The 11961-nt window shown below is 62.9% G+C and carries 11 protein-coding genes; 5 read left to right on the forward strand and 6 right to left on the reverse strand.

Translation table 11 applies throughout. The features are described 5' to 3' along the window. Genes AOA61_RS20255 through AOA61_RS31235 form a run of 3 tightly spaced genes read left to right on the forward strand, consistent with a single transcriptional unit; the run spans nt 1 to nt 1917 of the window. Complete coding sequence (locus AOA61_RS20255; protein ID WP_095184698.1) at nt 1-603, forward strand: ANTAR domain-containing response regulator; 603 nt, start codon at nt 1-3, stop codon at nt 601-603. A gap of 13 nt (nt 604-616) precedes the next feature. Further along, on the forward strand, nt 617-1768 hold the full coding sequence (locus AOA61_RS20260) for an iron-containing alcohol dehydrogenase (protein ID WP_099602537.1): 1152 nt from the start codon (nt 617-619) through the stop codon (nt 1766-1768). Continuing rightward, a complete protein-coding gene (locus AOA61_RS31235) occupies nt 1765-1917 on the forward strand; it encodes a hypothetical protein (protein ID WP_155989950.1) in 153 nt (50 codons plus the stop codon). Before AOA61_RS20260 ends, AOA61_RS31235 begins: the two co-directional genes overlap by 4 nt. A gap of 111 nt (nt 1918-2028) precedes the next feature. On the opposite strand, the gene AOA61_RS20265 is transcribed toward AOA61_RS31235, so the two are convergent. The 6 genes from AOA61_RS20265 to AOA61_RS20290 form a co-directional block, all read right to left on the reverse strand. Next, nucleotides 2029-2964 (reverse strand): FecR domain-containing protein, encoded by a 936-nt coding sequence (locus tag AOA61_RS20265; protein ID WP_099602538.1) that lies wholly within the window; start codon nt 2962-2964, stop codon nt 2029-2031. Beyond that, nucleotides 2961-3470, reverse strand: a complete 510-nt coding sequence (locus AOA61_RS20270) for a sigma-70 family RNA polymerase sigma factor (protein ID WP_032885202.1) — start codon at nt 3468-3470, stop codon at nt 2961-2963. Before AOA61_RS20270 ends, AOA61_RS20265 begins: the two co-directional genes overlap by 4 nt. A 228-nt stretch (nt 3471-3698) precedes the next feature. After that, nucleotides 3699-5246 (reverse strand): MFS transporter, encoded by a 1548-nt coding sequence (locus tag AOA61_RS20275; RefSeq protein ID WP_099602539.1) that lies wholly within the window; start codon nt 5244-5246, stop codon nt 3699-3701. 14 nt (nt 5247-5260) lie between these two features. Continuing rightward, entirely contained in the window at nt 5261-6478 is a 1218-nt protein-coding gene (locus AOA61_RS20280; RefSeq protein WP_095184694.1) for a cytochrome P450, read from the reverse strand. Continuing rightward, entirely contained in the window at nt 6478-7155 is a 678-nt protein-coding gene (locus AOA61_RS20285) for an HAD family phosphatase (RefSeq protein ID WP_032885206.1), read from the reverse strand. The genes AOA61_RS20280 and AOA61_RS20285 overlap by 1 nt, the downstream gene beginning before the upstream one ends. After that, entirely contained in the window at nt 7152-8189 is a 1038-nt protein-coding gene (locus AOA61_RS20290; protein ID WP_158234812.1) for a ScbA/BarX family gamma-butyrolactone biosynthesis protein, read from the reverse strand. The genes AOA61_RS20285 and AOA61_RS20290 overlap by 4 nt, the downstream gene beginning before the upstream one ends. Nucleotides 8190-8466: 277 nt before the next feature. On the opposite strand from AOA61_RS20290, the gene AOA61_RS20295 reads away from it, so the two are divergent. Both AOA61_RS20295 and AOA61_RS20300 read left to right on the forward strand, forming a co-directional pair. Further along, complete coding sequence (locus AOA61_RS20295; RefSeq protein WP_099602541.1) at nt 8467-11160, forward strand: TonB-dependent receptor; 2694 nt, start codon at nt 8467-8469, stop codon at nt 11158-11160. 19 nt (nt 11161-11179) lie between these two features. Next, the gene (locus AOA61_RS20300) at nt 11180-11839 is read left to right on the forward strand and encodes a class II aldolase/adducin family protein (protein WP_099602542.1); all 660 of its coding nucleotides are present in this window, start codon (nt 11180-11182) and stop codon (nt 11837-11839) included. Nucleotides 11840-11961: the final 122 nt, after the last annotated feature.

Consider the following 11961-nt stretch of genomic DNA (forward strand, 5'->3'; position numbering starts at 1 on the left):
ATGACCCAGGCACCTTCGCTGTTGCGCGAACTCAAGGGCCTGCGCGTGCTGGTGATTCACCCGGTAGATGCCGAGGCCCGCGTGGTGCTGGACCAGTTGCAGCGCATCGGTTGCATCGTTGAGCAATGCTGGCCGGTGCCTGCGCATTTGCCGGAGCACACCGATGTGGTCCTGCTCGCCGTGGAACTCAGCCAGCGCCTGAATACCCAGGCGCTGGTGGAAGGCTTGAGCGAACAGGCGCCGCCGATCATTGCCGTGGTGGGCTATGAAAACCCGTCGATGCTGCAACTGGTGCTGGAAACCCAGCCGGCTGCCGTGATCGAGCGCCCACTGCGACCCTTTGGCTTGTTGACCCAGTTACTGATGGCCCGCGCTGCCTGGCGTGCTCGCATCGACATGCTGGCGCAACTGCGCAAATTACAGACCCGTCAACCGGCGGTGTCGAAGATCTCCATGGCCAAGGCCCTGCTCATGGCCCGCCATCGCATCGGCGAAAACGACGCTCACCGGCGCCTGCAACGCGATGCCATGGCCAGCCGCACCAGCATGGAAGCGGTGGCCCAGACGATCATCGATGCCGGCCTGCCCCCTCAATCAGAATAAGCAGAGGTTATTCATGCAAGCATTCAACTTCAGCACCACCGCGCACCTGATCTGCGCCAGCGGCGCCGCCGCCCAATTGGCCGAACAGTGCGCCGCCCGTGGTGCACGCAACGTATTACTGGTCACCGACGCAGGCATCCTGCGCCACAACCTGCTGGATTCAGTCTTGCCCGGTTTCACCGCTGCGGGGATCAACCTGCAGGTGTACAGCGACGTCCTCGCCGACCCGGCCGAAGAGCTGGTGCTGGCGGCCACTGAACAAGCACGTGCAATCGGTGCCGATCTGATCGTCGGCTTCGGCGGCGGCAGCTCCATGGACACCGCCAAGCTGGTCGCCTACCTGGCACACCCCGAGCAACGCCAGGGCTTGAGCGACATCTACGGGGTCAATCAGGCCAACGGCGCGCGTCTGCCGTTGATCCAGGTGCCGACCACGGCCGGGACCGGTTCTGAAGTCACGCCGATTTCCATCGTCACTACCGCCACTGGTAAATCCGGCGTGGTGTCCCAGCAACTGCTGCCGGACCTGGCGATCCTTGACGCACAACTGACCGTCGGCCTGCCCGGCCCGGTCACCGCTGCCACCGGCATCGACGCGATGGTGCACGCCATCGAGGCCTACACCAGCAAATTGCGTAAAAACCCGATCTCGGACCTGCTGGCCCGCGAAGCCCTGCGCCTGCTCAGCGCCAACCTTGAGCAAGCCGTGCGCGCGCCGCAGGACCTTGAAGCGCGCCAGGCCATGCTGCTGGGCGCTTGCCTGGCCGGCCAGGCTTTCGCCAACGCGCCGGTCGCGGCGGTGCATGCATTGGCTTACCCGCTGGGCATCACATTCCACCTGCCCCACGGGCTGTCCAACGCACTGGTTCTCAACCCGGTGCTGACCTTCAATCTGTCCCACGCCCATGCGCTCTATGCCGAACTGGCGTCGTGCGTGCTGGGTGAGCGTCTGCTGCCAGGAGATGGCGCCGCACAACTGATTGAAGAATTGCGCAGGATTCACGAAGCGGTCGGGCTGCCTTTGCGCTTGAGAGACGCCGGAGTCACCCTGGAAAGCCTGCCGGAGCTGGCCCGCAGTGCGATGCAACAACAGCGACTGCTGGTGAACAATCCACGGCCCGTGCTTGAGGAGGACGCGTTGGCGATTTATACCGCAGCCTATTGAAAATCTGGCGTGGCAACTTCGCCAATCTGGACCTCGGGCTGGACTTCAACTTGGGCCGATCGTGGCAAATGGGCGTCTCCTACAAGACCGCCCTGGGTAGCGACGAACGAAACGACACCTTCCGCATCGGCGTGGATGGCAAGTTCTGACGCGCTTACTGGTGATAGCAGTGGGTCAGTCAATGCAACAGTGACTGACCCACTGTAAGGGCGGAGCCCTAGGCAGCCGTTACCGCAGCAACGGATATGTACCCAACCCGCCTACACCCTCCCCCCAATCAACACAACCATTCCCCCCCACTGCCTGACCCTGATCGGCAAACTCTGTTCCAGCGCCTCCAGCGTCTGCTGCGCATCATCCAACGGAAACCGCCCTGTCACCCGCAACCCGGCCACTGCCGAGTCCAGCCGTACGATGCCATTGCGATAGGGCCGAATCGCATCCACCACGCTCGCCAATGTCTGATTACGCACCACCAACCAACCCTCCAACCAAGCGGTCTCACTGGTCGCCATCGGCACCTGAGTGAGAATCCGCTGATGATCAAACACCGTGCTCTGATGCATCGCCACGCGCTGCTGCGTACCGCCTTCGAGATGCAACACCACATCGCTGTCGAGGGTGACCAGACGCAACGCCGCACCCTGCTCGCTCAGCATCAAGCGACCGCTGGCGCCAGTGATACGTCCCGCACGGCTACTGACCTGCAACGGTCGCGAGGCATTCACCAACATTTCGCCTGCACGCAGCTCCAGGCTGGGCTGCCCGTCGGCGAGCGTCGCGATCACCTGGCTGCGGGCATTGAGTTTGAGCGTCGAGCCGTCGGGCAACTGCCAGGTACGTCGCTCGCCCGTGCCGGTGGCGTATGACTGCCCGCCCGGTTCAAAGCGCGTGACCCAACCCACACCCGCCGCCAGCCCCAGCGCACACAAGCTGGTGCGCAGGAACGCGCGGCGACTGTTGGGCTGTTCCAGGCTGCGCAACAGTTGCGAGCTGGAGCGTCCGCGCCACGGCGAAGCCTTGAGTTGATCCAGCCCTGCGATCAGTTGCGCGTAGACCTGACGATGATGGGCCGAAGTGCCACGCCACACCTCCAGCGCCGCTTGCTGTTCGACACTGAAATCTCCGGACTGGATCTGCACCAGCCAACCAATGGCCTCCTCGGCCACCGGGTCGTTCAACGCTCGTTTGCTCACTCGTTCAACCCTAGGTAACAGGCGCGCAGGGCCTGGGTCATCAATTGGTGGATGCGCCCCAGCGACAGGCCGAGCCGTTCACTGATCTGCGCGTAGGTCATGCCGTCCAACTGGCTGTGCACGAACACCGCCTTGGCTTGCCCTGAAAGGCCATCCAGCAGCCGGTCGATGGCCAGCAGGCTTTCGATCAGGATCAACTGTTCCTGGGGCGACGGGTGCACGTGTTCAGGCACTTCGGCGAGGATTTGCAGGTAGGCTTTTTCCAGATCGCGACGGCGCCAGCCCTCATACATCAGGCGCTGGGCGATGGTGGTGAGCAGCGCGCGCGGTTCGCGAATGGCCGTGGGATCGGGCAGCATCCACACCTTGAGAAAGGTCTCGGCGGCGATGTCCTCGGCGCTGTGGCTGCAACCGGTGCGGTACGACAAGCGTGCGCACAACCAGCTGTAGTGCTGTTGGAAAATCTGGCCGATGAGGCGGCTCTTGAGCAAGGCATTCGGGTCCATAGGTCCATAGTCTTCATGGACTGCACACGCCAGCGGACAAGTGGTGGTGGGCCTGTCGGTTTGAGGTAGACCTGCATCCAGGCAGGTGAGTCCAGTTTGCCCCAGCGGGCATCACCGGATAAAAGAATAAAAACATCCAATAAGCTGCACTTTCTGCATAACCATTGGCATCCCTGCAGGCACGCAAAAGCACCGCCTGCGAGCACCGCAGGCGGTGTGGTGAGTCACTCAGTTAGCGGCTAATTGCGCCTCCGTACGCTCCTGTTCACGCAGCGGGCGCACCAGCCAGGCGACCACTGCGGTCAGCACCAGCAGGATCGCGGCCAACGCCCAGAGCACGCCGTGGAACGCACTGTCATAGCCGCCGATAAACAGGCTGTGCACCGTGCCGGCCTGTTCCGTACTCAGGGCTTGCAACGACCCGGTGAGATTGCCGGCGGCCACATCATCGATCCAGCGTTGCAGGGTCGAGGGATCGGGCGCCAGGCGGCTCAAGGTTGTGCGCAATTGGCTGTCCAGCAAGGTGGCCAGCAACGAACCATACAACGCCACAGCAATCGCCTCGCTGCCCAGGCGGAAGGTGTTAAGCAAACCGGCAGCCATCCCGGCTTTCTGCTCGGGCACGGTCTTGAGCGCCAGACCATCCACCAGCCCGGCCGACAATCCCATGCCAATGCCCACCAGCAGCAACGGCACTGCCAGTTGCCACAACGCCACGCCAACCTGGCTGACCAGCGCCAACGACACGACGCCCACCAGCAACGCAATTAGGCTGACCTTGAGAATGCCGATCGCCGACACCCCACGCGCCGCCCACTTGCCGGCCAGAATCGGGCAGAACAGCATTGGCACCGTCAGCAGCAACATCGCCAGTCCTGCGTGGGTCGCGCTCAATTGCAGTACGCCGAACAGGTAGCTCGGCAAGTACGTCAGCAGCGTCACAAAGCCAAAGGATGCCGCCACGGTGACCAACGCCAGGCCGACAAAAGGCCCGCTTGCCAGCAGCGACAGGTCCAGCATCGGCTGGCGATGGCGGCGTTCCTGCCAGGTAAATACCGCCAGCAACACCGCCGCGACCGCGACCAGGCCCAGCACGTCGGGGCTGATCCAGCCCCACTGCGAGCCCTGCACAATGGCAACCATCAGCGCCAACAAGGCCAACACAAATAACGTCGCGCCCGGCACATCAAAGCGTGCAGTGCGTTCTGCCAATTCGCCGTCCCGCGTGATCAACGGGGTGCCCAACAGCACAATGACCAAGGTGACTGCGTGCGCCCAGAAAATCGCGCGCCAGCCGACGCTGTCCAGCAGTAAGCCGGACAAGGTCGGCCCCAGGCTCACACCCAGCCCCGCAACGGTGCCGAACAAGGCAAATGCACGTAACCGTGCCGGCCCACTGAAGTGGGTGGAGAGGATGGCAATGCCGCACGAGAAAATCGCCGCCGCGCCAATCCCCGCCAGCCCCCGTGCCGCGTCCAGCAACCACGCGCTGTCGGCCACCGCAGACAGCACCGAGGCCACCACATACAGCGACGCACCGGCGACAAAACAGCGCTTGCGCCCGAGCCGATCAGCCAGCGCGCCCCAGGCCAGGGTGAAGCAGGCAAACGCCAGGTTGAAGGCGTTGACCACCCATTGCAGGCTGGTCAGCGGCGCCTGGATATCGGCGCCGATGGCCGGCAGTGCGAGGGCCGTGCCGGAGATGGAGCTGGGCACAACGAAGATCGCCAGCAGGATGATCGAGAGTAGAGCCGTGTCGGCAAACGAGTTTTTCATGGGTCCTTCCAGGGTCAGGTTGAAGTGAAACCGTGCACCGGCAAACGCACCGGTCGGCGCAGGATGATGCCGTCGACCCAGGGCACCTGGTCCGCCGGCACCGCCAGGCGCAAGTTGGGAAAGCGCTGCACCAGAATCTGCAACACCGTGGTGATTTCCAGGCGCGCGAGGGCCGCGCCCATGCAGTTGTGCATGCCGTAGCCGAACTGCAAATGCCGCGCGTCGTTACGGTCCAAGCGAATCGCCAAGGGTTCAGGAAACACCGCTGGGTCACGGTTGGCTGCAAATGCATCGGCGTAGATGATGCTGCCCTCGGGGATCAACCCCCACGGCCCGTCAAGGTCGACACTGGCCAGGCGCGGGAAGGTCGAGATGGTGCCCAGGGGGATCACGCGCAGCAGCTCTTCGACAGCATTCGGGATCAGCGCAGGGTCGTCCACCAACTGCTGCCACAGCTCGGGCGCGGCCAACAGGGTGTACACCGCCTTGGTGAGCACGGTAAGAATGTTCTGGTCGCCGCCGATCAGCACGCCGAGCAGGATGCCCACCAACTCCTTGTCGTTGAGTGGCGGTTCACTGTCGTTGCGGGTGGCGACGAAACGCTGGATCAGCCCATCGGGATAGGTAGGGCGCGCGCCCGTCACCAGGTCGGTGAGGTAGTTGTAGACGCCCCAGAATTGGTTCAGCAGCTCCGGCACATCCGCGTCCGACGCGACCTGCACCGTATGGCTGAGCGGCCGATAGTATTCACGGTCACTCAGGGGAATGCCGAGGAGTTGGCAGTCCACCGTCGCAGGAATGTGATCAAGCACCTGGGCAAACAGGTCTGCACCGGGGGCCTGGCGCTGTAATACATCCAGGCGCTCATGGGTCGCCTGCTGCACTTTTTCCGCCAGTAACGCCACCCCACTGGGGCTGAAATCCCGCGCGACCACTTTACGCAAGCGGCCGTGATCGGGAATGTCGTTGTTAAGCAGTAACTCTGGCGGCGTGATGGTGGGCAGAAAACTCGCACCGTCTTCTTCGTTGCACGGAGCGCGAATGGCGCGGTTGTCCAGCAGCAACGCCTGCACGTGTTCATAGCGGGTCAGGTGATACGCCAAGTGGCCGCTGGGCAAGAGGATCCTGGGCAAGCCATTGGCGGGGCTGGCGGGTTGATAGGCTGGCGGCGCATCCAGGTTGGGGATGCGCGCCACGGTGACTGGCGGGGTGGTGACGACGGCGATATTCATCAGGCAGGCTCCCCGACAGGTTGCACCAGGTTCACACCAGTCAGGCGCTGCAACTGGGTAAGGGCCTGGTGGTTGTCGATAAAGTGCAGCACTTGCCAGCCCAGCGCGGCGGCGGCGTCGATGTTTTCGGCCACGTCATCGATCAACAAACTGTCAGCCGCGCTGACGCCTGAGCGTGCGGTGGCGACCTCGAAGAACGCCGCTTCCGGCTTGCGGGTGCCTTCCCGGCTGGAATCGACGATCAGGTCGACCACCTCGTCCAAACCCACCATCGCCCGCCAGTGCTGCTCCCACTCCACCACGTTGTTGGTGAGGATGCCCACACGCAAGCCAGCACGCTTGAGCGCACGCACCGCGGCCACCAACGGCGCATTGGCCGGCACTCCGGCGAACCAATGCTCGCCAAAGGTTTGCAGGCGCGCACGGGACAAATCAATCTGCGGGTCGCGGCGCCGCAATGCCAATTCCAGGCGTTGGCCCCACTCCTTTTCGGTGAGCAAAGCGCTCTCCACCGGCGCCAGCATCGGCACGCCCAGTTCCTCGGCCACATCACTCATGGCCTGTTGCAGCACGCGCGGGGCCAAGCCGGTCTTGACCTGATACTGCTCGAACAACGCGGGGATCGGCGGCGACAGCACGCCCCCGAAATCGAACCAGATAAACTTCAAATCGCTCATCGCACACCCCCCGCAACCAAGGCCAACGGCTGGCTGGCCGCCACGGGCAACAACTCAAGCTCGGCTGTGGCAATCACCACGCCGCCCTGCTCCACGTCCAGGGCCAGAGTGATGCGCCCGTGTTCATCGATTGCCAGGGCAGTGAGATCGGCACGCACCCGTGTCGGCAAACCGAACTCGCCGAAGCGGGTGAACACCACATGGCAACTGGACAACAGCCACTGATCAGGGGCGGCCTGCAATTGCCGATCCGCCACCACCAAGGCCGCTTGCCGGAAACCTTCGAGCAGCAGCATGCCGGGGATATGGTCGAGGGGATGGTCGAAGATCGCCGGGTTGTTAAGGTCCACAATCAGCGGCGCCACCAGGCGGTCGGCGCCCTGCTCCACGTCCTTGCCCAGCACCACGTTGTTCAGCCAATGGCGCCCTACCGCCGACGGGCTCAACGGTGGCGGCAGTTGCGCCAACGGGTCCGCGTCGACGGGAATCGCCGCCAGGCCACGGGCGCGCATCTTGTTCCACGCGGCGCCGCTCATCCAACGGATGCTCATGCGTTCGTGCCGTGCGGCGACTTCGCCATTGATGCTCAGGGACATGTTCAGGGTCACGCCACTGCGCTCGCCATGGCGCAGGTATTCGTCCACCACAAACACATCGATCTGTGCCGACGCCGGGCGATCTCCCACCACCAGCAAACTGCGCTCGGTGACGCGAGTGACACTGTCCAGGTAAATAAACTTGTCCTGAGCACTCACATCCAAGAACGCATGAGAGATATAGATCGACGCCTGGCGGAACACTTCCAGCAATAACAACATGTCGTAGTGTGCCGAGCGATGCGTATGTTCACTGAAGTAACTGTGGGTACGCGGTAGTTGGGCGCTGCAGCGGAAGTGCCCCTCTTTTACCAACTCCGCGCCCGTCAGGAAGACTTCGCTGACAGCAGCGCGGTGCACCATGCTACGCGGCACAGTGTTTTCGCAATGGATCGCCGGCGCTGGGCTGGCTGGATTTAAAACGGACAATTCAGACATGGGCATCTGTCTCCTGATGAGCTTTTCCGTAAGCGTGCAGACCGCTGTACAAGTCCATGACTTGTGAGCTTTGCGCGGACAACCCGATCTGGCTGTCAGTACCCTTGTGCAGATACTCCCTTATATTTTCACTGCACACTTAGATCAGTTTGATCGAAGCTTATAAGCGCAACTAAATGATCTAGAGACCGAACTAAGTGTTCTAACTTAGCAGTGAAAAAAAGCCCATGAAGTTGCTCAAGGTCGTAAAGAACATCACGACCCGGAGCAGATTGGCATGTTGAAAACAGGATTCACCCTGGCGCCCCTGGCGTGCGCATTGGCCCTGAGCGGCCTGGCGCTGCCAAGCCTGGTGCTGGCGCAAAACGATGCGGCCGCCGTACACAAGGTCATTGAGTTCAATATTCCCGCCGGGCCCCTGGATGAAGTGCTGCTGAGCATTTCCCAGCAAAGCGGCCATTCCATCGCTTTTGATCCGCCGCTGGTTGAAGGCCGCGCAAGTCGTTCGATCCAGGGCCGCTTGAGCCAGGAGCAGGCGCTGGGGATCGCCTTGAGTGGTTCACAACTGGGCTTCAGCCAGACCGCCAGCGGCGCCGTGTTGATCCATCGCCTGACGGACACCAGCACACCCGCAGCCGCGATCAGCAGCGAACCGGCCGCGCCACGCCTTAAGTCGGTTGAAGTGATCGGCACCCGCCGTAGCGATGTTACCGCCCTGCAAAGTGCGGCACCGGTGGATGTGATCAGCAACGAACAACTGGAGCGCAGCGGCACCGATAACCTGGCCAAGGCCCTGGAAACCCTGGTGCCGTCAGTGAACTACCCGCAAGTCAACGGCACCGATGGCGTGTCGTCGCAGCGGCCGGTGTCGCTGCGCGGCTTGGCGTCGGACCAAGTGCTGGTGCTGGTCAATGGCAAGCGTCGACACGCCTCGGCATTCGTCAACACCAAGGCCACCTTGGGCCGGGGTTCCCAGGCGGTGGACTTGTCGACGATTCCGGTCAGCGCCGTCGACCATATCGAAGTGCTGCGCGATGGCGCCTCGGCCCAATACGGCTCCGACGCAATTGCCGGGGTGATCAATATCGTGCTCAAGGAGCAGGATCACGGCGGCGCGGTGCAAAGCACCTTTGGCCAATACACCAAGGGCGATGGCTTTCGCCGCTCGGTCGGTGGCTGGAGCGGTTTCACCTTGCCCGGCGACGGCTTCCTCACCCTCAGCGGCGAGGGCCTGCGCAGCGAGCGCACTTCCACCGGCGGCACCGATGGCCGGCAGTTCTACCCCACTGCAGATGCCCGCGAAGCGGATGCCGACCGTCATTGGCGCTACGGTTCTCCGGGGCTTGAGGATTGGAACCTGGCGCTCAACACCGGCCTGTCGCTCAACGATGCGGTCGACCTCTATGGTTTCGCCACTTACCAGGACCGCACCGGTGAATCCCAGGCCACCTTTCGCCGGCCTATCGACGCCAACAACCTGGTGGCCGTGTACACCAACGGATTCCTGCCCCTGCTCGATGTACGTTCGCGGGATGCGTCGGTCACTGGCGGGGTGAAATTGCGCGATGACAGCCTGGGCAGCTTCGATCTCAGCGCCAACTACGGCCGCAATCGCATCGACTACCACCTCAGTGATTCGCTTAACGCCAGCCTCGGACCTGCCAGCCCCACCAGCTTCAACGCCGGCGCGCTGATCAACGAGCAAACCAACGTCGGCCTGGACCATGTGAAGGAATTCAAGGTGGGCTGGGGCGCGGGCCCGCTGGTGTTTTCCAGTGGCCTGGCGTGGCGTAACGAAGCCTATGAAGTGATCGCCGGCGACCTTGCTTCCTGGACCCATGGCACGGCCCTGCCCACCCGTGCCGGCGGCGCCCAGGGTTTTCCCGGCACCCAGGACAGTGACGAAGGCCGCTATGCACGCCATGTGTTCGGCGGCTACCTGGGCCTGGAGCAGCAGGTCACCGACAAACTGCAACTGGGCCTGGCCGGGCGCAGCGAGCACTACGATGATTTTGGCACCACGACCACCGGCAAGTTTTCCGTACGCTACGACCTCACCCCGCAGTGGGGCCTGCGCTCGACGGTAAGCAGCGGTTACCGCGCGCCGACGTTGGGTCAGATCGGCACCTCGGCGACCCAGACCGAATTCAAGGCCGGCGACCCCACGGCCTATCAGGTCGGCACCGTCAGCGTGAACACGCCGGTAGCCCGGGCGTTGGGCGCCAGTGACCTGAAGCCGGAAAAATCCACCAGCCTGTCCCTCGGTGTGGTGTGGCAGCCGCTGGAGCGCGCGAGCGTCAGCGTCGACGCGTATCACATACGCATTCAGGACCGTATCGCCCTGTCGGAAACCCTCAGTGGCACCCAGGTCAGCCAGATCCTCGCCAGCCAAGGCTATGGCAACTACTCCGGCGTGAGCTTTTTCACCAACGCCCTGGACACCAAGACCAGCGGCGTCGATGTGGCCGCCCACTATCGTCTGGACCTGGACGACGCCAGCCAACTGACCCTCAACGGCGCGTTCAACTACAGCAAGACCCAGGTCACCGATATCAAGGACAACCCCGGCCCCCTCGCCGGCACCGGCATCACGTTGATCAACCGCGAAGCCCTCAGCTACGTGGAAAGTGCCTCGCCCAATACCAAGCTGATCCTGGGGGCCGACTGGCGTAAAGGCGCGTGGCAGGCGAGTTTCAACACGATCCGCTATGGCACTTACACCCTCGATTCCAACCTCGGCGAAGCCCGCGACCAGACGTTTTCCGCGCAGTGGGTAAGCAATGCCAGCCTGTCCTACGACATCAGCCAGGCCCTCACCCTGACCCTGGGCGGCAACAATATTTTTGACAGCTACCCCGACAAGATCGACGTGGCCAACCGCTTTGTCGGTGGGCGCGTGGCCTACCAGAGCATCTCCCCGGCCGGTGCCGAAGGCGCCTTCTACTACGTGAAAGCCGACTACCGCTTCTGACCCTCATTAAGGAGTTCCCATGAGCTTTGATCCTGTGCGTTTTACCCAAGAGTTCGAGCATGACTTTGCACTGGCCAAGCAGTTGCTGATCAAGCATCAGGTGCTGTCGGGCAATGAGGCGGGAAATATCAGCCTGCGTGTTCCCGGCGAAGAGCGGCTGGTGATTGCCTCGTTGAGCGGGGCTGACAGCGGTGTGGCGGCGATTGTGGATTTCGAGTTGCAGCGCAGCCAGGGCAGCCTGACTGACAACCTCAAAGAGGTGGCGGCACTGCATGTGGCGATTTATCGCGAGCGGGGCCAGGTGAATGCGGTGATTCATACGCACTCGCCGTATCTGACGGCGTTTGCGATTGCGGGCCGGCCGTTGCGGGCCCATGCCTCTCAGTTGTTGGGGATTCTGGATGAGGATCAGGAGGTGCCACTGACGGCGTGGGGGCCGCGGTATGCGCCGGAGCCGGTGGTGGCGGCGTTGCGCGAGCATCCGCGGGCGCCAGCGGCGTTGCTGGCTAATCATGGTCCCTTTTCCTGGTCCGAGCGGGGGGTGTTGGCGGTTACGCGGTTGTTGATCAATTTGGAGGAGGCGGCGTATTTGACGTTTTTGGCGCAGCAGCTCGGTACTCCGCAGCCGTTTCCCAGTGGCGCGGCGCAGCGGTCGCGGTTGGGGTGGAGTGCGACATGAGCGGTGTTGCGACTGACACGGCACGGTCTGGGTTTGGGAGGGGTGGTGCGACGATTCGACTGGCTTTCGGTCGTGGGTTATCGGTGTGCATTTCCGTTGCTGCGGTAACGGCGGCTTTGGGT

Origin of the sequence: Pseudomonas sp. 2995-1 (assembly GCF_002742505.1) — a bacterium.
Lineage (GTDB): Bacteria > Pseudomonadota > Gammaproteobacteria > Pseudomonadales > Pseudomonadaceae > Aquipseudomonas > Aquipseudomonas sivasensis.